The organism is Actinotignum sanguinis (genome assembly GCF_003957255.1).
Lineage (GTDB): Bacteria > Actinomycetota > Actinomycetes > Actinomycetales > Actinomycetaceae > Actinotignum > Actinotignum sanguinis.
On the sequence record NZ_QDIE01000019.1, the window covers coordinates 20,042 to 42,548 of the forward strand.

Sequence of the window (22,507 nt, forward strand, 5' to 3'; positions counted from 1 at the left end):
CTACCCTGGAAAGGCGCCGAAGGAAGGAAGTTTTGTGCCGCATCGTCACCGTCGACCGCACCTGGCATCGCTCACCCTGCTCGCCGTCCTGGCCCTCTTTCTAGCTCTCGGTCTCAGCTCATGCAGCAGTGCCCCGAGCGCCCAAGAACGCGGTCCCATTGCCGTGCACCGCGCTCCAACGGCGGATCTGGTGCTCCCCGTCGCGGATAGGGAAGGTGCCCTTGCCGCCTCCGCCGCGCTTTTTGCCAGCGCCCGGCTCGCGGTAGTGAGCGGCCCGGACTCCGTGGAACAGGCCGGTGAGCTGGCCGAATCTCTCGGGGTGCCGGTTTTCTCGGTGGGGAATGCGCAAGCGCACGTCGCGCCTCTCGCGCCTCAAGGAGGGGCGCAGCCCGAAGCCCCGATTGCCGAGAGCGCCCTCGCCGCGGAATTTGAGCGGCTCGGAGTCACGCATACTCTCCTGGTTGGAACCGCGGCCCCGGCCTGGTTTAGCGGCACGGTCGAGGAGTATCGGTACCCGCTCACCCCGGCCGATTTTCACTACCTGCCGGCCACCACCACCGCGCCATTCCCCGTCATTACCGACGGTGCGAATTCCGCTACTCTGGCCACGGTGCGCGCGGCAGGTGGCGCCGTCGTCGAATCTGGGCCCGATCCGCGCGCAAGCAGTGCAACTATCCGCGCGCTCGCGGGAAGCGAGGCGGCGGTGGCCAGCTTCGGCGTCGACCTTCCGAATCTTTCTTGGCAATTAGCGGCGGCGCGCACCGGAACGGAACTGCCCGGCGGCGGGCAGTTGGTGCTGGACGGCAAGCGCTACGTGGCGCTTTACGGTTCGCCGGTCACGGCCGCGCTGGGGGTGCTCGGCGAGCAGGGTGTAGAGGAAACCGTGGCGCGGGCCGCAGCGCATGCCCAGCCCTATCGCGCACTCACGGAGGACGCCGTTATTCCCGCGTTGGAACTCATCGTGACGGTGGCAGCCGGACAGGCCGGTGACGATGGTAATTATTCGCACGAATGGGATCCGGATATTTTCATCCCCTATATTGAGCAGGCCGCGCGGCACGGCCAGTACGTGGTCCTCGATTTCCAGCCCGGGCGTTCCAGCTTCCCGGAGCAGGTCAAACGCTACGAGAAGCTGTTGCGCTACCCGAATGTGGGTATCGCCTTGGATCCGGAATGGCGCCTGGGCCCGGATGATTTCCCGCTCGAGCGCATCGGCCACGTGGAGATCAGCGAAGTCAACGAAACCATTAATTGGCTCGCTGATTTTGTGCGGGAGAATCAGCTACCCCAGAAAGTCGTGATTCTGCACCAGTTCCAGGTGCAGATGCTGCGCGACGTAGATCAGCTCGACCGGTCCCGCGCCGAAGTTGCGCTGGTGATCCACGCCGACGGCCAGGGTAGCCAGGCCGCCAAGCAGGACACCTGGCGCACCCTGCACAGCTACGCGCCCGCGGGTGTGGCGTGGGGCTGGAAGAACTTTTACGATGAGGACACCCCCATGCTCACGCCGGAGGAAACCTACACCCAGGTGGAGCCGACCCCGGCTTTTGTGAGCTACCAGTAAGCGCGGTCGAATCCGCGCGGGGCACGGGTCCGGAAACGAAAGGCGTGACATGCGGAGCAAGAACATGATGGCGGTTGCCGCGGGCGTGGTGGCTGCGCTTTGCGGCGTGGCGGGCCTGGGCGGCTGCAGTGGTGATACGACGACGCCGCCACCGGCCACGCCCCTCCCCGGCGGCCCCGGGGATACCGAATCCGGCCCCGCTGCGGCTATTGCGCACGGGACCGGGGAAGTGAAAGTGCGCGGCGGGGTGATTATTAGCGGCGGGGTGGCCACCATGTGTGAGGTGTTTATGTTGAGCTACCCGCCCCAATGTGGGGGAGCGCGGGTGACTATCGCCGGCCTGGAAAGCTATTCGCCCCAGCGGCTCGGCTTGCAAACCGTGGATCCGGCGGTGGTGACGCGCCCGGGTGAAACTCCCAAGCCGGCCAGCCCGGATCCGGCCTGGGGTGAGCTGGCCCTGACGATTGATATCACGGAGATCGCCAAGGATGGCCAGTCCGCCACCGCGCAGCTGGTGGAAATTCACGGGAAAGAAACGGTGAGCCACCGGTAGCGGGCGGTGTCGGCGGCGGGTGTGGCTGCGGTGATGCCGGCCGCGCGGCCCACCCGGAGCGCGCGCGAGTAGCGTACCGTGGAGATATGGCTATTCATCTGGACCTGGAAGCAGAGCTTCCCGCAGACCTTCTCGCCATTGACGCGCTGGCCCTTGATTTGGACGGCACCCTGGCGCGCAATGACAAACACGTTTCCGATGCCACGATCACGGCACTGGCCCGGCTGCATGCCACCGGCGTCGCGATTATCGTAGCGACCGGCCGGGTATACCCGGCTACCGTGGGGATTTACGAGCGTGCCAATATTGACGGCCCGCTGATCGCGGCTAGTGGCGCTATGGCGGTGGCCTCCGTGCGGGATTATGCGCATGGTGAGGTAGGCGCGGCGTCGTACGAACCTATGGATGATGAACTCTACGCGCGCATCCTCGACTTTTGCCGCAAGCATGCCCTCCAGCTGGTTATTTTTGGACGCGACCACCTTTTCGCCAAGGAGGACGGCGAAGCGGTGCGGGTGCTCGCCGAACGCAACGAAGGCGAGCAGCCCATCGTGGCGGATCTGGAGGAGCTGCCGCGCGAAGACCGCCTCAAGGCCGCGCTTTTTGCCAACGACGCCGAGTACGAGCGTATCCGCGCTGATCTTGCGGCGGAATTCCCCAACGCGGCGCGCTCCTATGACGGCACCATTGAGGTGACCAGCCCGGCGACCGATAAATGGGTGGCGCTGCGCACCATCCTCGAGGGGCTCGGCGCCCCGGTTGCTCGCACCGCCGGCATCGGCGATTCCGCGAATGACTTGCCCTGGCTGCGCGAAGTGGGTGTGGCGATCTGCCCGTCGAATTCGGTAGCGGCGGTCAAGGACATTTCCGCCTATGAGATCGGCTCCAATGACGAGGATGCCGTGGCTGCGCTGTGCAATCGGATCGCGGAGGCGCGGGAGGTGCGCTGACGGAGGCGCGGGAGTCGCGCTAACGGAGGTACGCGCGAGGTTCGCTGCGGGAGGCGCGCGAAAGGCACGGAGGGGCGCTGATCAGCAAGCCTACGGACCTCCCGAAAAAGCTAATAAAGTGCGGGCGGCTTGATGAGTGCACTCAAGCCGCCCGCGGTAATCGCAGCGGCGTTCCTTTGTTTAAGTGACCTTGACTCAAGTCCCGGAGCTGGCCCAGCGCCCTCGGTATACTATGCCCATACCCCCGCCTCTGTGACGCGATTCTTTGCGTGCTAACGGCGCGAGACGGTGGGCGAAGAGTGTGTTCATTGGATTTCGAGGAGTCGCCGTGGCCGTCACCGGTTCTCTGCTTAAGCGTCGTCGTGCTGCTTTGCGTGACGATGTGTATTCCACCATACTCGATATGCTGCTGGGCGGCGTGTTCCAGCCGGAAGAATCTTTGAGCATTGACGGCCTGGCTCGTGATCTCGATGTCTCTCCTACCCCGGTACGCGAAGCCATGGTGGAAATGGAGCATACTGGCTTGGTGGAGCGTCTAGCTCGGCGCGGCTACCGGGTGGCGCCCCCTATCTCTACGGAGCAAATTCGCAAACTCATTGATGTCCGTAAGCTTCTGGAACTTCAGGCGGTTGACTGGGCTTATCCGCATGCCAAGCGACTTCTTCCAGAATTGCGCCGGGCCCACGCCGAACACGAAGATGCGTGGCAGAATCTTGAACACGAAAAAGGGCACCTTGACCTTGCCCATATCCGCCACTATTTCGATGCCGATTGGAACTTCCATCGCGTTATTATTCGCTACGCCGATAATTCATACCTGGAATCGGCGGTGGATAACCTCGCTTTCCAGGCTCACCGCATTCGCCAAACCGTTGGGGAAGGGAGTTCTGACGGTGCGCAGGCCACTGCGGAGCATCATGCTATTTTGGAGGCTTTTGCCTCGGGTGCGCGCGAGGATGCACTAGCTGCGATGGAAGCCCATCTCAACGGGGTGCTGCGCCGATCAATTTCTGACGCGGAATAAATCGTTTATTAGCATCCACGGCCGGCTTGGCGAATGCGCCGCGCGGCAAGCGCGAGGCTGATAAAGATCCACGCAGGCCAAGCCCAGCAAGTAGCTAAGGCGAAGTAGGTGGTTCGCCGTGCGCCCCGATCCAGCTGCGAGTGGGGATCCTTTGCTGTGCGGCGCAATCCGCGGACCAAGTTAATAGCCCAGAGCACCGCGACACCTAGGTAGATAACAACCCCGACCGTGATGAGAATCTGCCCCATCGCTCCTCCTTCGGCATCGGTGTGACGGCTGAGAACGTTTCGTTTTTGTGTAGCTTCGGCATGTCATAGTACCGCGCGACCCTTGTCACAGAATCCTATACGATATAGGATATTGGAAACTTAGTAGCGCGCGTCACTGTCGATGTCGATTTCAAAGCAGAAACGTCATCCCTACCACAGAAGTGCACTACCAGAAGGAAAGGTTGCTCGATGAGGAGTACAACGGTGAAGACCGATGGAGACCCTGGGATGCACCCACCCGGCGCGGTTTCTCCGAACACCACGGGTGCCACCACAAGCGCGCCGGCACAAGCCCAACGCCAGGGCGGAAATCGGGATATCGGCGCACTGGCTTTCCGCCTCGTTATTTTAGGTATCGGCATCTACGTCATCGTGTCGGGATGGAATTACGGACTATCAGAAACCAATGGCGAAGTTGGTGCCGGGCTCATGCCTTTCGTCGCCGGTTGCGTTATTGTCCTCGCCTCGATTTGGGATCTCATTCGCTCCAACATCACGAAGCCCGCGCCGGAAACTGACTCAGAAGATGACGAATCCGTCCAGCTGATGGAACAGTACGCGGCAGAAGAAACGCCCGCGGAAGGTGAACGCACCGAACGCCAGCGTCAGCTCGCGGTAGTCTACGTCTTCCTCGCAATGCTTGGCGCAATTATCCTCACCCGCGTGATCGGCCTGCTGTTTTCCGTCACGCTCATGGTCTTTGTCCTCGTTGTTTTCGTGGAACGGCGCAAATGGTGGCAGGGGCTCCTCGCTGCTATTCTCACCTTCCTCTTCGGCTACGTGGTTTTCTCTGTGCTTCTCCAAGTGCCGCTTCCTACCGGGATGCTTGACCTGGTGTAAGGGAGGAACGAACATATCATGATTGAGAATCTTCTACTCGGTTTCCAAACATCTCTCACTCCAGACAACCTGCTCTGGTGTTTCATCGGGGTACTTCTCGGTACCGTTATCGGGATGCTCCCCGGACTGGGGGCCACCACGGGCGTGGCAATTCTGCTGCCTCTTACCCTCACGATGGAGCCGGTCACCGCGCTCATTATGCTCGCGGGTATTTACTACGGGTGCCAGTACGGCGGCACGATTGCCGCGGTCCTCATTGCCACTCCGGGAGATGCGAGCGCCGTCGCAACAGTTATAGACGGCTACTCTCTGGCTCGAAAAGGAAAAGCTGGTAAGGCGCTCGCGATTGCTGCCATCGGCTCCTTCTTCGCCGCCATCGTTTCCCTCATTCTGCTCTGCTTGGTGGCAGCTCCTATCGCTCAATTTGCACTGCGTTTCGGCCCGGCTGAAATGCTCGCCATTATGATCATGGGCCTGCTCACTATTATCTCCTTCTCCGGCGATAACCTTGCCAAGGGCCTCATGATGGCCGGTATCGGTTTAGTGCTCTCCACCGTGGGAATGTCCTCGGCCTTCGCGGCTTCGCGCTTCACCTTTGGAAGCGTGAGTTTGCTGGGCGGAATTGATTTCGTCGTCGTTATGATCGGAGTATTCGCCATCGGTGAAGTGGTGTCCCAGATCGGTGCGGGCACCGCGAAACCGATTCGTGCCCGCATGCGTGACATGGTCATTAAGCCCTCCGATATTAAGCAGGCTTTCCCGGCCATTACTCGTGGTACCGGACTTGGATTTGTACTCGGCTGCCTGCCCGGTGCGGGATCCACCCTCGCCTCCCTGGTCGCCTACGGCGCGGAAAAGCAGGTCTCCAAGAACTCCCGCAATTTCGGTAAGGGCGCTATTGAAGGCGTAGCAGCCTCCGAATCCGCGAATAACGCCGCGGCCAATGCGAATTTCGTTCCGACTCTCGCGTTGGGCGTTCCCGGTGGTACGACGACGGCAGTTCTTCTCGGCGCATTCGTCATGTACGGGATCCAGCCGGGGCCCCTCCTCTTTGAGAACCAACCTACGTTGGTGTGGGGTTTACTAACGTCCTTCTTCATCGGGAACGTTATCCTACTCGTCCTCAACCTGCCCATGGCACCCGTCTTTGCCCAAGTTCTGCGCCTGCCTTACTCCTATCTCTATCCCCTCATTATCTTCTTCTCGATGTTTGGGGCATTTGCGGTAGAGAATGGTGTTTTTGCACTCACAGTTCTTTTCGTTGCTGGTTTGGCCGGCTTCTTCATCAAGAAATATAACTATCCGACGGCGCCGCTCATCTTGGGCATGGTGCTTGGGCCCATGGTGGAACGTTATCTGGTGCAGACCTCTGCTTTCAGTCAGGGCGATCTCACCATCGTATTCCGTCAGCCCCTGGCCTTGACCATCCTTGGCATCACCCTTGCCATCATGGTGGTCCCGGGCCTCCTCAAGCGTTTTTCACGTAAATCCAGCCGCAAATCCGCGGCGGCCGAAGATCCCGCAGAAGCGACTTCCGCGATTGAGCCTGTGCCGTCCGTGGATGCTGCGCAACCTGCTGCCGTGGGGGAGTGCGCCGGCTCTGCCGCGCGCGGAACCCGCGCTCTCGACACGACAACCACCCCACCGCCGGGTCTTGCGCTAGGCGGTAACATCCCCCAATCCGGATCAACGACGATCAACTCTAAGGAATAACAATGAAAATATCACGACTCATGAGCGGTATCGCCGCTGTTAGCTGCGCGCTCCTTGCCCTCTCCGGCTGTCAGGATAAGGGCGGGGGTTCCTCCGCGGGAGGAAGCGATTTCGATCCCGGCGCCCGTATCACCATGGTGGTACCTATGGCCCCCGGTGGTGGTTCCGATATGTCAGGCCGTGCCATCGCCTCCGGCCTGGAGAACGTCACAGGTAAGTCCATCTCGGTGGAGAATCGCCAGGGTGCCGGCGGCGCCGTCGGCTATGCTGCGTTCCTGGGCGAAGAAGGTGATAGTTCCAAGCTCCTCGCCACCGAAACCGCCCTCATAAACCTTCCTCTCACCGAAAATGTGCCCTTCACGTGGCGTAGTTTCACCCCGATCATGAAGGTGGGTCAGGACTCGACGATCATGGTTGTAAAGAAGGGCTCTCCTTACAATTCCTGCCGTGCTGTGGTGGATGCGGCGAAGGCGGGCCCTGTTAAGGTCTCCATCTCCGGTGGTGTTACCGGTAACGACGCTATCCAATTCGGACTCATCGAAAAGGATCAGGGTGTGCAGTTCCAACGTGTGCCCTACGAATCCGGCGGTGAAGCCGTGACTGCGTTGCTCGGCGGACACGTTGATGTCGCCCTGGGTAATCCCAGCGAAGTGATGGGCCAGCTGGAAGCCGGCGATCTTGTTCCCCTGTGCGTGATCTCCGAAGATCGCTATAGCTACGATGCGCTCAAGGATATCCCCACCACCGTGGAGGAAGGCATTAACGTGACCTTCTCCCAGTTCCGCGGCCTTATCGCGACAGGTGGGATCAGCGAAGAAGCCCGCGAGTACTGGATCGATGCAGCAAAGAAGTACAGCGAAAGCAAGGACTTCACCAATTACATGGAAACCAATTTCATGCAGATCGATCCTCTCTTCGGCGATGATTTCGTCAAGTACCTCGAAGGGTACGAAGCAGATCTCAAGAAGGGACTCGGGCAGAGCTAAGGCTCGCTAGCAATAGGCAGATAAGCGCCGGCCCCGGAACCGGGGCCGGCGAAAGGAGTGATGAGGTGTATACGGCGGATAACTGGCCAATTGCGGCCAAGATGAATTTCGGATCCCGCACAGAAACAGGGGAGGATATAGGAACCGCACCGGTAAGCGTATGGGAAGACCAGCTTCTCCAAGTCAAGGAGCTTGGTTTCGGTGCCATTGATCCGATGGATGATTGGGTTCCCCTTGTTGAGATATCCGAGGAACGCTTCGCGTCTTTCCGGGATATGTGCCGCGATCTCGACCTCAGCATTCCCGCTATTTCCGTAGGTAGGCGTTCCGTCGTCGATGTTCGCAACGGAGATACTAATCTTGCCTTCGTACATGACCTCATTGATCGCGGGCATGAGCTCGGGGCACAGGTCATCAATATCGGCTTTATGGAGGCCCTCACCCCGGCGCAGAAAAAAGCGCTGTGGTTCTGGTTAGCACCCGGGCACGTATGCGATCCGCAATTGCGTCCGCTCGCGGTGGAACGGGTGAGGGAACTAGCCCGGCACGCCGGCCAGCTCGGAATGCACATCAGCCTGGAAATGTACGAAGACACCTACGTGGGAACCCACGACGGCGCGGTGAGTTTCGTGCGTGATATTGACCGTGACAACGTGGGGCTCAATCCGGATATTGGCAACCTCATTCGCCTGCACCGGCCCATGCCCAGCTACCAGGACATGTTCGATGCGGTTCTTCCCTACGCCAATTACTGGCATATCAAGAACTATATTCGCGATGAGGACCCGGAAACTGGCACCTATATGTCCGCGCCGGTTCCCCTGGAAAGCGGACTTATTAACTACCGCGCCGTGATTCGGCAAGCTTTGCGGGGTGGCTTTACCGGAGCATTCATGGTGGAACACTACGGCTCGGACTGGCTGGGAGTGGGAGCAACAAATGCCCGCTATATCCGCCAGGTACTGCGCTCCGCACTGCGCACCATTGATCCTTTCAACGCGAATCTTTCCGCCACGGGCCAGGATGCCATTGGACAGATTACTCGTGAGTCGGCCCCCGCGCCGTCGTACTAATCCCCGAACCTATTTACCCAGTTATCCGTCCGTCACTGGCCGCACGAGCGACCACAGCTACAAAGGAGAAAACAATGACTATCGTTCCCAATCTTGCTATGACTATCGGTGATCCATCAGGCATCGGCCCCGAATTGGCGATGAAGTTATGCGCCGATGAGGAGAACCGTCAGAAGGCCAATATTAAGCTGCTTGCATCGGCTTCCGAAGTAGAGAAATACTGCGCGGAGCTTTCTCTGAGTTTCCCCTATTCGGAAGAAGCGAAGCCCGGTGAAGTGCAGATCGTGGGATCCGAGCTCCAAGATCAGCCCGTTAAACGCGGGGAGCATTCCGTGGAAGGCGGTCGGCGTGTGAAATCCGATCTCCTCAAGGCTATCGGCATGTACAAGGACGGCAAAGCGGATGCGATTATTTTCCTCCCCCTCAACAAAGCCGCGCTCCACGAAGCCGGCATGCATGAAGAGGACGAGCTGCGTTGGTTCGCCAAGGAACTCAATTACGACGGCTTCACTTCCGAACTCAATTTCATTCCCGGGCTCACTACCTCGCGCGTCACGTCCCATTGTGGAATCTCGCAAGTAGCCGCCCGTATTAACGCCCGAGCGGTTCGCGATGCCATTAACCTTCTCAACGATGTTATTAAGGGCATCGGGGTAGAAGAACCGCGTATCGCGGTATGCGCGCTCAACCCGCACGGTGGAGAATCCGGGCAGTTCGGCCGGGAAGAAATTGACCATATCGCCCCGGGTGTGGAACTCGCCCAGTTTGATGGTGTTAATGTGCAGGGTCCCTTCCCGCCGGACACTACCTTCATGCGTGCCCAGAAGGGGAATTTCGACGGCGTTGTCACGATGTACCACGATCAGGGCCAGATTGCGCTCAAGACCATTGGCTTCGATAAGGGTGTGACGGTTCAGGGAGGTTTGCCCGTTCCGTTGGCCACCCCGGCCCACGGCACCGCCTACGAAATCGTGGGCCAGGGTATTGCCTCCATCGGTCCCTCCCAGCGAGCCTTCGATATTGCTACTTCCCTCGGGGTCAAGACCGCAGAAGCGGCCCAGGCATAGAAAGCCGGTTCACCATGTCCGTTAATAAGCACGCAGTGCGCCACCCGAAGAAGGGTAAAAAATCGAAGATTCGCATCGAAGTCTTCATGATTTTGTGGCTCATTATTCTGCTCAACTACATTGACCGCACCACCCTGTCCATCGCCCTGCCCTTTATCGATAAGGAACTGGGCATCGATGAGGATATGCAGGGATGGATTCTCTCCACCTTCTTCTGGACCTACCTCATCTTCCAGGTTCCCGGTGGCTGGCTCCTCGATAAATTTGGGCCACGCCGCGTTATCGGTGCGGCCGGAGCCCTTTGGGGCGGAACTCAGATGGTTATCGGTTTCATCCACACCGGCTTGGGTTTCGGGGTGTCCCGTTTGCTCCTCGGTGCATTGGAAGCGCCGTGTGCGCCCTCGGGTTCCAAGCTCAACTCTTCTTGGTTGCCTTCCGGGGAACGTGCCCGCGGTGCCACGTTCGTGGATATGGCCGGGGCCTTCGGCTCTGCCGTGGGTGGCATTATGGTCACCGCGATAATTGGATTCTTCGGATCTTGGCGGTGGGCCTTCTATATCACCGGCGGGATCACGGTGATCGTTGCGATTATCTACTACATCTGGGTGCGTGACACTCCGGAAGAACACCCACGGGTGAGCGCGGAAGAACTCGAACACATCCGCGAAGGTGAGGTAGGTCAGGAAGGTGCCGAACTCACCGCAGAAGAAAAGGCCAAGCTCCCGCGCATCGTTGACTATGCACGTTCCACCTCCTGGTGGGCCTTCTGGTTCGGGCGTCTTGGCTGGGCCACAGTATGGTGGGGCCTCATTTCCTGGACCCCGTCCTATCTCTCGCGTGCCCGCGATTTCGATTTAGCCGGCCTAGGCCGGGGCACCTTCTTCATGTTCATGATGGGCGTGGTGGGCCAGCTGGTAGCCGGGTGGCTCGCGGACTGGGGCCGGCGCACCTTCAATGATTACAACAAGGTCATGAAGGCATTACTGGTCGGTTCCGCCCTCGGCATGGCGGTATGCGTGGCGGCAATTCCCTTCGCACCATCCGGAATGAGCGCACTTTTCCTGCTCTCTGGCGCGGTGTTCTTCACGAACTTCGGTGGGCTGTACTGGGCTATTCCGGCTTGGCTCGCCCCGAAGAGTCAGGTGGGAACGGTTGGTTCTGTCATGAACATGGCCTCATCCCTGGGCGGTGCGCTTGCTCCCATCATCATGGGCTACGCGATCAAGGCAGCCGGGGGATCCTTTACTGGAGCGTTCGTATTCCTCGCCTGCGCGGCAGGACTGTACATGATCGGTTCCGCCCTCATTAATTTCAATCGTCCCTTGGCGCAGCGGCGGCTTATCGCCTAAGCGCGTCTCGTAGCGACGAATTTTTGGGTGCGGTGGTGCCATTGCGGCATGTGCCACCGCAATGGCACCACCGCACCCGGACCAAGGAGGAAACAATGGAGTTATACACAGGTCCAGTTATTGACGCGCATCATCACTTTTGGGAGCCGCATCTGGGTTACCAGCCCTGGTTGCGCCCCGATGCGCATATCCCCTTCCGCTACGGAAATTACGATCCAATCAAAGTTGATTTCTTGCCGGCGGATCTCACCGATTTAGCCGCGAGTATTAATCTCAACCTCGTCGGTTCGGTAACGATGGAAACCGAATGGGAACTCGATGATCCGGTTGGCGAAATGCGCTACACCCAAAATATCGCGGATCGCTTCGGCCTCCCCAACGCCGGGGTAGGGCATGCGATTCTCAAAGATCCGCAGGTGCAGGGAACCCTTGAAGAACTAGCTGAGATTCCTATTGTGCGCGGGGTTCGTAATAAGCCCGGGCAGTCAGATTCTCCGGTTAGTGCAGAAAGCAACCCGAGCCTGCTCACCGATCCGCAGTGGCAGAAGGGTTACGCAGCGTTGCGCGCCGTCGGATTTAGTTTCGACCTGCAGGTGGCCTGGTGGCATATGACCGAGGCGAAAACCGTTCTGGAGCAGAACCCGGATATTCCCCTCATCATTAACCACTCCGGGCTGCCCGCGGATCGCCACCCGGATATGATCGCCGGCTGGGCGCGCGCACTGGATTTCATGGCGCAATATCCGCAGGTCTCCATCAAGATTTCCGGGATCGGGTTGAAAGACCAGCCCTGGACCGTGGAAAATAACCGTCCCATCGTGGAAAGAATCACCGAGATTTTCGGAACCGAACGCATTATGTTCGCCTCGAATTTCCCGGTCGATTCCGTTGCCGGAAGCTTCGCAGACATCTGGAATGGCTTCCGCGAGATCACGAGCGGATGGTCCCAGGCGGAACAACGAGCCGCCTACGCAGAGAACGCGGTGCGGATCTACCGCCTCCCGCAGGACCTGCTCAACACAACATCGGAAGCCGTGCGCATGGCCGCGCACGCCGAAAAATAGGACAACTACTATGGGATTTTTCGATCACTACCGCGTCGTCGACCTGTCGATGCTTATTGAGCCGCATTGGCGTTTTGCTCCGGAGTTCGCTTTCAAGGAACTCCCGAAACCGGAATTTACCTTCCGTTCCACTGTTCTTAAAGATTACGGTGCCCATAATTTCTCCCATTGCGATGCGCCACAGCACGTTGATCGAGCCCTCGAAACCATCGAGATGCTCCCCATCGAGCGTTTCTGCGGGGAAGCAAGTCTTATTGACGTCGCAGATTTGGGTGATAACGCTGCACTTTCCCGTGAAGTTCTTGAGGCGCGGGCGGGCGCGGTACGCGCCGGCGACGTCGTACTTATCCGCAGCAACCAGGCACTGCGCCACCCCACAACCGTGCCAGAATTCTGGACCAGGTCCCCGTGGATCACGAAGTCCGGTGCGGAATACCTCCTCGAGCTTGAGGCCAAGGCAATTGCTTTTGATTTCCCGCAGGACCGCGCGATCCGCGAACCGTACCTCACGGATTTCGAGCACCATGAACCCATTGAAGACTGGGCCTGCCATACCGTGCTGCTGCCCAAAGGGATTCTACAAATCGAATACTTGGCCGGGCTGGAGAAACTGAGCCAGGAACGCTTCCTCTTCTTTGCTGCACCCTTGAAAATCAAAGGCGCGGATGGTGGTCCCGCACGCGTTTATGCGCTCGAAGCAATCGCCGAGGAGGCATAAATGACAACCCCGATCCACGTTCCCACGTCAGCGCGGCGCCGCTGGAAAATTCTCATTCCCGTTATTATCACGATCTACATCATCGCGTATATTGACCGTGTCAATATTGGCTTCGGCATGGAAGGCATCCGAGAAAGTCTCAATATGGATGCTTCCCAGGCCGGATTTGCCGCGGGAATCTTCTTCATAGGGTACCTCGTACTCCAGGTCCCGGGCGGCTACCTAGCGCAGAAGTGGAGTGCCCGGAAAGTTGTCTTTGTGCTCATGATCGGGTGGGGAGTCTGCGCGATTCTCGCTGGTTTCGTCCACTCGTATACGCAGCTACTTATCGCTCGTTTCATGCTCGGGGTATTTGAGGGCGGGGTGCAGCCAGCACTCATGGTTCTCATTTCGAGGTGGTTCTCCAAGGCGGAACGCGGGCGGGCCTTCTCGCTGTTCATCATGCACAATCCCATCGCCACGATCATCACGGGCCCCTTCGCCGGCCTTATCCTCATGTACGGGAACTGGCGCGAACTCTTCATTATTCAGGGTGCGCTGCCGCTGGTCATCGGCGTGGGGCTGTGGTGGTATTTCGCGGCCGATAATCCGGATACCGCCCGGTGGATTGACCAGGATGAAAAAGACGAGATCCGCGCCCTGCAAATCATCGATGGCAACGAAAAGCCGGTGGAATCGGATTGGCGCCTCGCGGTGCGTAATCCCTTCACCTGGTACCTGGCCTTCCTGGGGATGTTTGTGTGGCTGGGCTTCTACGGGCTCCAGATTTGGCTGCCCACCCTCCTCAAGCAGTCCTTCCACGGCTCGCTCACGGTAGGATTGGTTTCCGCGATCCCGCCCGTCTGCGCCGGGATCGCCATCTGGTTCAACGGCAAGGGCGCGGACCGCGACCAGCGCTACTGCACCCGCGTGGGCATTCCGCTCATCCTTGGCGGCATTATCCTGGCGCTTTCCTCTTTCGTGACGGCGGACCAGCGATGGCTGGTGGTGATCGCCCTCGCGGCGGCAACCGCCTGCCAGCTCTCCTTCTTCGCTCCGTACTGGACGATCAACTCCCTGCTGCTACCCCCGGCGGCGGTGGGTGCCGGCTTCGGTATCATTAACGGTATCGGGAACCTCGGCGGCATGCTCGGCCCGTACCTCGGCGGATGGCTGCAAGACCTCACGAACGGAAATATGTTCGCTACCACGGTGTTCTTCGGGGTATCGGTCGCCGTTGCCGGAATTATGGCTTTCGGCCTATCCGGTGCGGTACGAGCAAAAATCGCTGAGGATCGCGCCCGCCAGAGTGCAATCCTCAAAGATCAACCAACGGAGTAACAATGACGTTTATCTACAACGATCCTAAACAATTCCCCGCTGAAGCCCTCGCGGGTTTCATCGCCGCTAATGAGCGGTACGTGGAGGCGGTGCACGGCGGCGTCGTACGGTCTACTACCTCCCCGGAGGGCGAAGTGGCGCTGGTCATTGGGGGTGGTTCGGGGCACTACCCGGCCTTCCCTGGCTGGGTCGGCCCAGGCATGGCGCACGGTTGCGTATGTGGGAACATTTTCGCTTCCCCCTCGCAGTCCCAAGTAACCGCGGTATCTCAAGCTGCTGATAACGGCGGTGGTGTGCTCCTCATGTACGGCAATTACGCCGGGGACGTTCTCCACTTTGGGAAAGCCGCCAGCATTATGCGTGCAGACGGCCTGGACGTGCGCGAAGTACAGATTTCTGACGACGTTGCATCGGGGATCCCGGAAAAACACCGTGAGCGCCGGGGTATTGCGGGTGACCTTTTCGTCGTGAAAGTAACCGGCGGGGCAATCGCTGCCGGGTACAACCTGGACGAAGCCGAACGCATCGGCTGGCACGCCAATGACTCCACCCGCACCCTCGGGGTCGCTTTCACCGGCTGCACCCTCCCGGGATCGGGCGATCCGCTCTTCACCGTGCCTGATGGAAAATTCGCTCTCGGGCTCGGGATCCACGGTGAACCCGGGATCTCCGAACACGAACATGCCACCGCGGATGAACTGGCAACCCTTCTGGTTGACGGTGTTCTTGCCGAAGAACCCGAGCGCCGCGAAGGCGGCTACAACGGGCGCGTGACGGTGATCGTTAACGGGCTGGGCGGAGTGAAGTACGAAGAAATGTTCGTGCTCTACCACGCCGTTTCCACCCTCCTGGCCGAACGCGGCCTGGAAATTGTGGCGCCGGTGGTGGGCGAACAGGTGACCTCACTTGACATGGCCGGGGTTTCCCTCACAGTGGCTTTCCTCGATGAGGAGCTGGAGAAGTTCTGGCTGGCCGGAGCGGATACCCCCGCTTTCCGTACCGGAAATGTGGAGAACCAGCAGCGCCGGGAACGCCCCGTTGCGGAAGCACACGCGGTGGAACTCAGCGCCGGCGCACCAGAATCGGCAGCGCAGGCGGAACGCATCGCTACCGTTTTCACCGCTTTTGCCGATGCTGCTATCGCGGCGGAAGCAGATCTGGGCAAGCTGGATTCCATCGCTGGGGATGGTGACCACGGCCAGGGTATGACCCTCGGCTCGGTAGCTGCACGTGATGCGGTGCGCCGGGCGCTTTCCGCGAAAGCCGGAGCAGCCAGCCTGGTAGACGCGGCCGGTAAGGCGTGGTCTGAAGGTGCGGGCGGGACCTCGGGCGCGCTCTGGGGAGATGCCATCTGCCAAGCCGCTACCCACCTTGACGATGACGCTGCGGTTTCGGCCGAAATATTGGGCGCGGCCGTCGTTGATGCGGCGCGAAATGTGGCGCGCGACGGTGGTGCCGTCGTCGGAGATAAAACGATGGTGGACGCAACCGAACCCTTTGCCGATGCGCTGGAAAAGGAGCTTGCCGAAGGCGTGGGACTCAAGGATGCCTGGACGCGCGCGGCCGAAGTAGCCCGTCAGGCCGCCGAAGCTACCGCGGAACTAGCCGCACGCAAGGGGCGGGCCAAGACCCACGGCGATGCGTCACTCGGGCACCCGGATCCGGGCGCGGTGTCTTTCGCCCTGCTCATGGCCGCCGCGGCGGAGGCGCTCTGAGACTAATCTGCACGAACCGCGCAAGAATATGAAATAAAACGGTGAAAATACGCCAAAATATGGCTTTTTGCGCGGTTTGTGTGGTGGAATAGCGATGAGCGTACCACTTCACTGTCGCGTGGCTTCGCAAGAATGTACCAACCCGTATACATGTCTAGAACAGAAAACAAAGGAGAAAACATGGGATTTCGTGTGGTGGTGCTCGGTGATTCGGCCGGGTACGGATATAAGGACCTCATCAAGGCTGACCTGGAAAAGGACGAGCGCATCGACGAAGTGATCGACCTGGGCCTCAAGGAAGGTGAATCCGCGCTTTATCCCAATCTCGCCACCGCGGGCGCGGAAATGATCGCGCGCGGCGAAGCTGATCGCGGCATTTTCGTATGCGGGACCGGGATGGGTGTGGCGATGTCCGCCAATAAGGTCAAGGGGATTCGCGCCTCCACCGCGCACGATTCCTACTCGGTGGAACGCCTGGTGCTCTCCAATAATGCGCAGGTGCTGTGCCTGGGGCAGCGGGTTATCGGTGCGGAACTAGCGCGCCGGCTCGCCAAAGAATTCTTCAATTATGAATTCGATCCGAGCTCGCATTCCAAGGCCAATGTGGATGCGATCTGCGCATATGACGGCTCGCTGGAGGAATAATGCTCTGGGTTGGAACCAGCTGGAAAATGAACGGCACTCGCGCTTTCGCGCGGGATTATGCCCGCACCCTTGCTGGTGTGGACGTTGCCGGCCTCGGTGACATCCAGCCTTTTATTATCCCTTCGTTTACCGCCATCGATGTGGCGGCGAGCGAGCTTGAGGGAACCGGAATCCTGGTGGGTGCGCAAAACGCGGCCTGGGAGGACGCCGGGGCGTGGACTGGCGAAGTATCAATCCCGCAGGCGATGGATGCCGGTGCCACCATAATCGAAATGGGGCATTCTGAGCGCCGTGAATACTTCGGGGAAACGGACCGGACCGTGAATCTCAAGATCAAAGCCGCGCTGCGCCACGGGGTTATCCCGTTGGTGTGCTTCGGCGAACCGGCCGAGGTATTTGAGGCGGGGGAGACCCTTCCTTTCATTACCGCGCAGATCGACGCAGCTCTGGAGGGAGTGAAGGATACTTCCCGGATTCTCCTCGCTTACGAGCCGATCTGGGCGATCGGGGAACACGGCCGCCCGCCGCGACGCGAGGACTTGGTCCGCACTTTCGCCGCGCTTGCGGAGCGTTACGGGAACCGCGTGGAGGCTATTCTTTACGGTGGTTCTGTCAATCATGAGAACAACCAGGACATTCTGGGAATCCCGGGCATGGGCGGTCTCTTTATCGGGCGGTCGGCGTGGACCGCGGAAGGATATATTCGCAACCTCGAGCTCGCCGCGGAAGCGATGCGGGGGTAGCGGATTTTATCCGGGGCCGGGTATTCGGTGGACCGAGCGTTTTCCGGTGGCTGAGCTTTGCTACAGGTAGCGGCAGTTCCGCGTATTTAGTACGACGGCGGAGCTGCCGCACCTGGCTGAGTGTGCTGGGTTGGTAGCGTGAGCTGCAGGGTGCCTCATATCGAACTACTCGAAAAATTCGAATAGTTGGCCCGTCGGTATCTTTCACGCTTCAGGAGACTCCACCGCTATCGCTTCGGAACGTGCGTAATCAGCAACGTAGCCCCTTGAATTGCTCGACATGATGTCAACCGGTTTCCCAAGCAGTTCGCTTAATTTGATTTCTAATGCGATGAGATCGAAGTAGCTGGCATCGGGCAGGAACTCCACCAGGAGGTCGTAATCGGATTCGGTGGTTGCCTCGCAACGGGCTACCGAACCGAAGACCCAGAAGCGACCGGTGCCGCAATGTGCTTTGATCGCATCGCGAATTGCGCCTTCGGCAGCCAGAAGCTGCGCCAGTGATGGAGGCTGTGTCAAATCAAGCGAATCGGGGGTAGTCATGTATTCACCCGACTTTTATTACTGTGTCCAAAGTTAACCAACCCGTTTCACCGACGCGCGCGTCACCACATGCATGGGGAAAATATGTCCGCTGGGTGCGTGACCGGCGGCGGTGTCGACAATCGCACGCAAGGCTGCTTGTGCCATATCTGTAATGGGCTGCTGTACTGAGCTTAGCCCAGGATGAATCCAATCGCACAGACTAATATTGTCGAATCCGATGACGGACAGATCATCGGGGATATACAGGCCACATTGTTCCGCGGCACGAATGAGGCCAATGGCAACCACATCCGAACTTGCGAAAACCGCAGTGACCGGATCCGGAGCTGTCAAAAGCCGCGGAAGTGTAGACGCTCCGAAAGCCTCGGAGTAAGGGCCATGGAAAATGTATCGCTCATCTACCTCAAGTCCGTGGAATGTTATGGCTTTCCGGTAGCCGAGTTCTCGCTGATGCGCGGAGAGAAGTCCATCAGGTCCACCAATGAACGCCACGCGTCGATGCCCAAAGGCAAGAAGATGATTCGTTGCCTGGTAGGCGCCATTGGCATTGTCCGCTACAACGTAGGGAATAGGGCTCGGGCGAATATTGGTGTAACCCAAGGCTGAATTTTCGAGGGATGCGTCCACATTGAGAACCATCTCGTCAAGCATGACGAAGGGCTTGGTGAGACTAGCGGAATTGATATCGTCATCAAGAGAGTTATTTCCAACCAGAATGATCGCATCAACTGTGGGATTTGTGAGAGCTTCTTCGATGAGTTCTACCTCGTTATCGATTCGCCCTCCCGAAACGAAGACCGCCACTGTTTTCTGTGCGGCATCACCCGCGGAGATAACTTCGGCCCCAAGCTTCGCGAAAAATGGATTGGTGAGGTTGGGGATGATCAGAGCGATTGTGCGCAACGAAGTGTTCGTTAGGGTAGGGGCTTGCCAACCTACCTGAGACATCGCCTCTTGGATTTTCTCTGCGGTTTCACCTCGGACATTGAGTTCTCCGCGCACGAACCGGGAGACCGTCGACGGTGAAACGCCAGCGATTCGCGCTATTTCGCTGAGAGAAGCTGCCATGGGACTCCTGATATGGACGAGGGTCTTGTGTGAAACACCTCAAGCCTATAACATAACAACCAAGCGTTGCGTAACGTTGCGCAATGACAGTGATGGGTGTGGTGATGAAAGTCGTTTCCGACGGCTCTGTCGCTACCTTGAGCGAAGCATAATTGGTAGTCGAAGGAGACTGGGATGGTGAAAGTTCTGCTTGCGGGTGAGTCTTGGATCAGCGATATTGTTGACCATAAAGGCTTCGACCAATTCCCGCACACTCAAGTGCATATCGGTTGCGCAAAGCTTCTCGAAAGCTTGCGCAAAGCTGGGCATGAAGTGACGCATATGCGATCGCACGATGTAGCGGTCGAGTTTCCCTTCACGGAGGAGGAACTCAATGAGTATGACGTCCTCATCTTGTCGGATGTTGGAGCTAATACTCTTCTTCTCCCTCCGCAAGTTTTTGAAGAGGGAAAGCGTGTCCCGAATCGGCTCACTCTCATTCGTAACTGGGTGAAGAACGGGGGTGGATTGATGATGGCGGGGGGCTATCTCAGCTTCCAGGGATTCCAAGCGATGGCTAACTACGCGGGCACTCCGGTTGAGGAAGCGCTCCCGGTAACTATCCACCGCTATGACGACCGTATCGAAGCTCCCGAAGGCATCCGAGGAGAGCTCACGGATATCAACCATCCCATTACTCAAGGAATCGATACAACCTGGCCGTACCTGCTCGGGTTCCAAGATCTCGTAGCGAAAGCAGACGCGAGCATTCTGGCAACTGCTGCACATAAGCCACTCTTGGTTGCCCATGAATATGGGCAAGGGCGGTCCGTAGCTTTCGCCTCGGATATCTCCCCGCATTGGGCTCCGCAGGAGTTCATGGAGTGGCCCGGATATTCCACCCTTTTCGACAATATCGTCACCTGGCTCTCGGGAAAGTAGGCAATGATGTCTTCACTAAAATCTAATTCGAGCGTCGTGGAACCTGGCGGCGCAGTGACTAATTCTCAGCAAACGGAAAATCACGCGGCGGAAAAACGCGTGCGTGCACACGGGAGTGCCGCACAGGGAACCGCCATTGTGCTGTTCACCTTCCTCACCGTTCTTGCGGGCATGCTCGGTCCTATGCAAAGTTCCGTCAACGGGCGGCTCGGTGTTGCGGTCGATGACGGACATCTGGCTGCGTGCATCTCATTCTTCTCCGGACTCGTCGTCATGTTTATTATCGTGCTGCCGCAGCGCAGGTTGCGGAAAGCGCTGATTTCGATTCCGGGGCATCTGCGGCGTGGAACTTTGCCGTGGCCGTACTTCTTCGCGGGCCTATGCGGAGCGGTTATCGTTCTTTCCGAAGGAGTTTCCGTCGGGGCGCTCGGGGTAGCTACTTTCCAGACCTCATTGATTGCCGGCATGGTCATTTCGGGAATCATTTGTGACCGTTTCGGTATCGGGGTTGAGTTCAAGCAAGCTCTGAATATTCCCCGTATTTTGGGTGCTCTCCTCGCGATCGCGGCAACCGTGCTGGTGGTGTCGCCGAATTTCACTGCTCCCCACATGATTGCTCTGGCAATTCTGCCGTTCTGCGGCGGTCTCCTTGCCGGATGGCAACCGGCAGGTAACTCCAAGATTGGATATCTCGCGGATTCCATGCTGGTGTCCATCACCTGGAATTTCATCATTGGATTCTCCGCGCTCGCTCTTGCTTTTATTATCCGATTGGCCATGGGCGCTGCCACCTTCCACCTTCCGTCTCAGTGGTGGATGTACCTAGGCGGTCCTTTGGGCCTGCTCTCTATCGCGCTCATGGCGCTGCTGGTTCGCAAGCTCGGTTTGCTGCTCCTCGCCCTCGCTTCGACCGCAGGTCAGCTCATCGGATCGATTCTTATTGACCTCATCCTCCCGCAAGAAGGGCACGTCATTTACGCCGTTACGGTTGCGGGTGCTGCGGTAGCACTGGTCGCCGCCGGAATCGCCATGGTTCCATCTCGTAAGCTCGGGGCGGGTACCGAACATAAAACTGAAGAAGCTCACTAGGGCAGCGAAGAAAGGACAGCTGCAATGTCTCAACTCAAGAGCGGCGAACTACAAACAGTTCGCGGAATCATCAAGGCTCAAGATATGGGGATGACACTTCCCCACGAACACCTTTTCAATGACCTATCCTCCGTTGTGGATGAGCCCTATTACGAGTTCTCCAAGGAACTGGTCGGCAAGAAAGTCACGCCAGATCTTATGTACGGTCTGCGTCAAGATCCGTATTGCAACGCAGATAATATGGCGGATAAGCCGGCTCAGGATGTCATTCTGGAAGTCCGTAAATTCGCCGAGCTTGGCGGGCAGACCATTGTTGACGCAACCGGAACTGTGAGCATCGGCCGCAACCCGGCGCGCTTACTAAAAGTTGCGGAAGCAACCGGACTCAACGTTGTTATGTCCGCCGGGCCGTATCTGGAAAAGTTCGAAGGTGAACGCATTACCGCGCGCGGCGTTGATGCCATTGCAGAAGAAATCGATGCCGATATCAATGAGGGTATTCCGGCGATTGATACCGCTCCAGGAAGCGCAGCGGAAAAGTCAGAGGTTGGCGACCCGAAGATTAAAGCTGGCATGATCGGCGAGATCGGGGTATCTCCTTTCTTTACGGAGGGGGAGCATGCATCCTTGCTAGCAGGAGCCCTCGCGCAAACAAATAATCCGAGCGTAGCCCTCAATATTCATATACCTGGATGGCAGCGGCGTGGAGATGAGGTTCTCGATCTGGTCTTCGCGCAGGGCGTGGCGCCGCATAAAGTTTCCCTCGCCCACTCGGATCCTTCCGGCGCTGATAAGGACTACCAGCGGCGGCTCCTCGATAGGGGAGTGTGGCTCGAATTTGACATGATCGGCCTGGACATCACCTTCCCGAAGGAAGGCGTATCTCCGTCCGTTAACGAAACCGTGAGCGTTCTTGCTGACCTCATCGCGGATGGGTATGCGGATCAGATTATCCTCAGCCACGATCTCTTCCTCAAGCAAATGTGGACCCAGAATGGTGGCAATGGATTTGCTTTCGTTCCCACGGTCGTTATTGATCTGCTGCGCCAGGAAGGTGTAAGTGAAAGTGATCTGCACAAGTTGCTGTACGAGAATCCGGCCAAGGTATTGACCGCCTAGGCGGGTACCGGCTAGGCAATAGCCGCAGAAAATAGAGACGGGGGGGGTAAATAGACAGAAATGGTTGCTAATACCCAGACTTTCCCTCGCTATACCAACACAAAGTCCGGGTCGTTGAGCTTTCCGGCCTCAATAGCCTTGCATACTTGACAAACACCGGGATATCCACAT

General features: G+C 58.5%; 22 protein-coding genes. 19 read left to right on the plus strand and 3 right to left on the minus strand.

Going from position 1 to position 22,507, the window contains the following annotated elements; genetic code table 11:
- The first annotated feature begins 34 nt into the window (after positions 1-34).
- The 4 genes from DDD64_RS05855 to DDD64_RS05870 all read left to right on the plus strand — a co-directional run bounded on the left by DDD64_RS05855 (position 35) and on the right by DDD64_RS05870 (position 4,091).
- Complete coding sequence (locus DDD64_RS05855) at positions 35-1,564, plus strand: hypothetical protein (protein WP_206435393.1); 1,530 nt, start codon at positions 35-37, stop codon at positions 1,562-1,564.
- A gap of 49 nt (positions 1,565-1,613) precedes the next feature.
- Positions 1,614-2,117 (plus strand): hypothetical protein, encoded by a 504-nt coding sequence (locus DDD64_RS05860; RefSeq protein WP_126135464.1) that lies wholly within the window; start codon positions 1,614-1,616, stop codon positions 2,115-2,117.
- 86 nt (positions 2,118-2,203) lie between these two features.
- Positions 2,204-3,067: an HAD family hydrolase gene (locus tag DDD64_RS05865; RefSeq protein WP_126135465.1), complete on the plus strand. Its 864-nt coding sequence runs from the start codon at positions 2,204-2,206 to the stop codon at positions 3,065-3,067.
- A 328-nt stretch (positions 3,068-3,395) separates the two neighbouring features.
- On the plus strand, positions 3,396-4,091 hold the full coding sequence (locus tag DDD64_RS05870; protein ID WP_241227459.1) for a GntR family transcriptional regulator: 696 nt from the start codon (positions 3,396-3,398) through the stop codon (positions 4,089-4,091).
- 8 nt (positions 4,092-4,099) lie between these two features.
- Here the strand turns inward: DDD64_RS05870 and DDD64_RS05875 are convergent, their stop codons facing one another.
- Positions 4,100-4,339, minus strand: a complete 240-nt coding sequence (locus tag DDD64_RS05875) for a hypothetical protein (RefSeq protein ID WP_126135466.1) — start codon at positions 4,337-4,339, stop codon at positions 4,100-4,102.
- A 210-nt stretch (positions 4,340-4,549) separates the two neighbouring features.
- Between DDD64_RS05875 and DDD64_RS05880 the strand changes: the two genes are divergently transcribed.
- The 12 genes from DDD64_RS05880 (at position 4,550) to DDD64_RS05935 (ending at position 17,593) form a co-directional block, all read left to right on the plus strand.
- Positions 4,550-5,200: a tripartite tricarboxylate transporter TctB family protein gene (locus tag DDD64_RS05880; RefSeq protein WP_126135467.1), complete on the plus strand. Its 651-nt coding sequence runs from the start codon at positions 4,550-4,552 to the stop codon at positions 5,198-5,200.
- A gap of 18 nt (positions 5,201-5,218) precedes the next feature.
- Positions 5,219-6,913 carry a tripartite tricarboxylate transporter permease gene (locus tag DDD64_RS05885; RefSeq protein ID WP_126135468.1) on the plus strand — a complete coding sequence of 565 codons (1,695 nt, stop codon included), beginning with the start codon at positions 5,219-5,221 and terminating at the stop codon, positions 6,911-6,913.
- Positions 6,914-6,915: 2 nt separating this feature from the next.
- Complete coding sequence (locus tag DDD64_RS05890; RefSeq protein WP_126135469.1) at positions 6,916-7,899, plus strand: tripartite tricarboxylate transporter substrate binding protein; 984 nt, start codon at positions 6,916-6,918, stop codon at positions 7,897-7,899.
- A gap of 65 nt (positions 7,900-7,964) precedes the next feature.
- Positions 7,965-8,972 (plus strand): sugar phosphate isomerase/epimerase family protein, encoded by a 1,008-nt coding sequence (locus tag DDD64_RS05895; protein ID WP_126135470.1) that lies wholly within the window; start codon positions 7,965-7,967, stop codon positions 8,970-8,972.
- Between the two features lie 74 nt (positions 8,973-9,046).
- Positions 9,047-10,039: a 4-hydroxythreonine-4-phosphate dehydrogenase PdxA gene (locus tag DDD64_RS05900; protein ID WP_126135471.1), complete on the plus strand. Its 993-nt coding sequence runs from the start codon at positions 9,047-9,049 to the stop codon at positions 10,037-10,039.
- A 14-nt stretch (positions 10,040-10,053) separates the two neighbouring features.
- Positions 10,054-11,388, plus strand: coding sequence for an MFS transporter (locus DDD64_RS05905; RefSeq protein ID WP_126135472.1), 1,335 nt, complete (start codon positions 10,054-10,056; stop codon positions 11,386-11,388).
- A gap of 95 nt (positions 11,389-11,483) precedes the next feature.
- Positions 11,484-12,452 (plus strand): amidohydrolase family protein, encoded by a 969-nt coding sequence (locus DDD64_RS05910; protein WP_126135473.1) that lies wholly within the window; start codon positions 11,484-11,486, stop codon positions 12,450-12,452.
- A 10-nt stretch (positions 12,453-12,462) separates the two neighbouring features.
- Positions 12,463-13,170, plus strand: coding sequence for a cyclase family protein (locus DDD64_RS05915; protein WP_126135474.1), 708 nt, complete (start codon positions 12,463-12,465; stop codon positions 13,168-13,170).
- Entirely contained in the window at positions 13,171-14,490 is a 1,320-nt protein-coding gene (locus DDD64_RS05920) for an MFS transporter (protein WP_126135475.1), read from the plus strand.
- Between the two features lie 2 nt (positions 14,491-14,492).
- Positions 14,493-16,205, plus strand: a complete 1,713-nt coding sequence (locus tag DDD64_RS05925; RefSeq protein WP_126135476.1) for a dihydroxyacetone kinase family protein — start codon at positions 14,493-14,495, stop codon at positions 16,203-16,205.
- Positions 16,206-16,385: 180 nt separating this feature from the next.
- Positions 16,386-16,850, plus strand: a complete 465-nt coding sequence (locus DDD64_RS05930) for a ribose-5-phosphate isomerase (RefSeq protein ID WP_126135477.1) — start codon at positions 16,386-16,388, stop codon at positions 16,848-16,850.
- Positions 16,850-17,593, plus strand: coding sequence for a triose-phosphate isomerase (locus DDD64_RS05935; RefSeq protein WP_126135478.1), 744 nt, complete (start codon positions 16,850-16,852; stop codon positions 17,591-17,593). The genes DDD64_RS05930 and DDD64_RS05935 overlap by 1 nt, the downstream gene beginning before the upstream one ends.
- Positions 17,594-17,797: 204 nt before the next feature.
- On the opposite strand, the gene DDD64_RS05940 is transcribed toward DDD64_RS05935, so the two are convergent.
- Positions 17,798-18,136 carry a nucleotidyltransferase family protein gene (locus tag DDD64_RS05940; RefSeq protein ID WP_126135479.1) on the minus strand — a complete coding sequence of 113 codons (339 nt, stop codon included), beginning with the start codon at positions 18,134-18,136 and terminating at the stop codon, positions 17,798-17,800.
- Positions 18,137-18,169: 33 nt separating this feature from the next.
- Positions 18,170-19,207, minus strand: coding sequence for a LacI family DNA-binding transcriptional regulator (locus tag DDD64_RS05945; RefSeq protein ID WP_126135480.1), 1,038 nt, complete (start codon positions 19,205-19,207; stop codon positions 18,170-18,172).
- Positions 19,208-19,381: 174 nt separating this feature from the next.
- On the opposite strand from DDD64_RS05945, the gene DDD64_RS05950 reads away from it, so the two are divergent.
- The 3 genes from DDD64_RS05950 to DDD64_RS05960 are packed head-to-tail and all read left to right on the plus strand — an operon-like array spanning position 19,382 to position 22,336.
- Positions 19,382-20,128: a glutamine amidotransferase gene (locus DDD64_RS05950; protein WP_126135481.1), complete on the plus strand. Its 747-nt coding sequence runs from the start codon at positions 19,382-19,384 to the stop codon at positions 20,126-20,128.
- 3 nt (positions 20,129-20,131) lie between these two features.
- Complete coding sequence (locus DDD64_RS05955) at positions 20,132-21,217, plus strand: DMT family transporter (protein WP_241227461.1); 1,086 nt, start codon at positions 20,132-20,134, stop codon at positions 21,215-21,217.
- Between the two features lie 24 nt (positions 21,218-21,241).
- Positions 21,242-22,336 carry a phosphotriesterase family protein gene (locus DDD64_RS05960; RefSeq protein ID WP_126135482.1) on the plus strand — a complete coding sequence of 365 codons (1,095 nt, stop codon included), beginning with the start codon at positions 21,242-21,244 and terminating at the stop codon, positions 22,334-22,336.
- Positions 22,337-22,507: the final 171 nt, after the last annotated feature.

What these genes read in the sequence shown, in the direction of transcription:
- DDD64_RS05950 (WP_126135481.1), top strand. Translation starts at nt 19,382, where the DNA reads ATGGTGAAAGTTCTGCTTGCGGGTGAGTCTTGGATCAGCGATATTGTT.
- DDD64_RS05860 (WP_126135464.1), top strand. Translation starts at nt 1,614, where the DNA reads ATGCGGAGCAAGAACATGATGGCGGTTGCCGCGGGCGTGGTGGCTGCG.
- DDD64_RS05885 (WP_126135468.1), top strand. Translation starts at nt 5,219, where the DNA reads ATGATTGAGAATCTTCTACTCGGTTTCCAAACATCTCTCACTCCAGAC.
- DDD64_RS05900 (WP_126135471.1), top strand. Translation starts at nt 9,047, where the DNA reads ATGACTATCGTTCCCAATCTTGCTATGACTATCGGTGATCCATCAGGC.
- DDD64_RS05905 (WP_126135472.1), top strand. Translation starts at nt 10,054, where the DNA reads ATGTCCGTTAATAAGCACGCAGTGCGCCACCCGAAGAAGGGTAAAAAA.
- DDD64_RS05875 (WP_126135466.1), bottom strand. Translation starts at nt 4,339, where the DNA reads ATGGGGCAGATTCTCATCACGGTCGGGGTTGTTATCTACCTAGGTGTC.
- DDD64_RS05930 (WP_126135477.1), top strand. Translation starts at nt 16,386, where the DNA reads ATGGGATTTCGTGTGGTGGTGCTCGGTGATTCGGCCGGGTACGGATAT.
- DDD64_RS05890 (WP_126135469.1), top strand. Translation starts at nt 6,916, where the DNA reads ATGAAAATATCACGACTCATGAGCGGTATCGCCGCTGTTAGCTGCGCG.
- DDD64_RS05910 (WP_126135473.1), top strand. Translation starts at nt 11,484, where the DNA reads ATGGAGTTATACACAGGTCCAGTTATTGACGCGCATCATCACTTTTGG.
- DDD64_RS05915 (WP_126135474.1), top strand. Translation starts at nt 12,463, where the DNA reads ATGGGATTTTTCGATCACTACCGCGTCGTCGACCTGTCGATGCTTATT.
- DDD64_RS05945 (WP_126135480.1), bottom strand. Translation starts at nt 19,207, where the DNA reads ATGGCAGCTTCTCTCAGCGAAATAGCGCGAATCGCTGGCGTTTCACCG.
- DDD64_RS05920 (WP_126135475.1), top strand. Translation starts at nt 13,171, where the DNA reads ATGACAACCCCGATCCACGTTCCCACGTCAGCGCGGCGCCGCTGGAAA.
- DDD64_RS05925 (WP_126135476.1), top strand. Translation starts at nt 14,493, where the DNA reads ATGACGTTTATCTACAACGATCCTAAACAATTCCCCGCTGAAGCCCTC.
- DDD64_RS05865 (WP_126135465.1), top strand. Translation starts at nt 2,204, where the DNA reads ATGGCTATTCATCTGGACCTGGAAGCAGAGCTTCCCGCAGACCTTCTC.
- DDD64_RS05935 (WP_126135478.1), top strand. Translation starts at nt 16,850, where the DNA reads ATGCTCTGGGTTGGAACCAGCTGGAAAATGAACGGCACTCGCGCTTTC.
- DDD64_RS05880 (WP_126135467.1), top strand. Translation starts at nt 4,550, where the DNA reads ATGAGGAGTACAACGGTGAAGACCGATGGAGACCCTGGGATGCACCCA.
- DDD64_RS05955 (WP_241227461.1), top strand. Translation starts at nt 20,132, where the DNA reads ATGATGTCTTCACTAAAATCTAATTCGAGCGTCGTGGAACCTGGCGGC.
- DDD64_RS05940 (WP_126135479.1), bottom strand. Translation starts at nt 18,136, where the DNA reads ATGACTACCCCCGATTCGCTTGATTTGACACAGCCTCCATCACTGGCG.
- DDD64_RS05960 (WP_126135482.1), top strand. Translation starts at nt 21,242, where the DNA reads ATGTCTCAACTCAAGAGCGGCGAACTACAAACAGTTCGCGGAATCATC.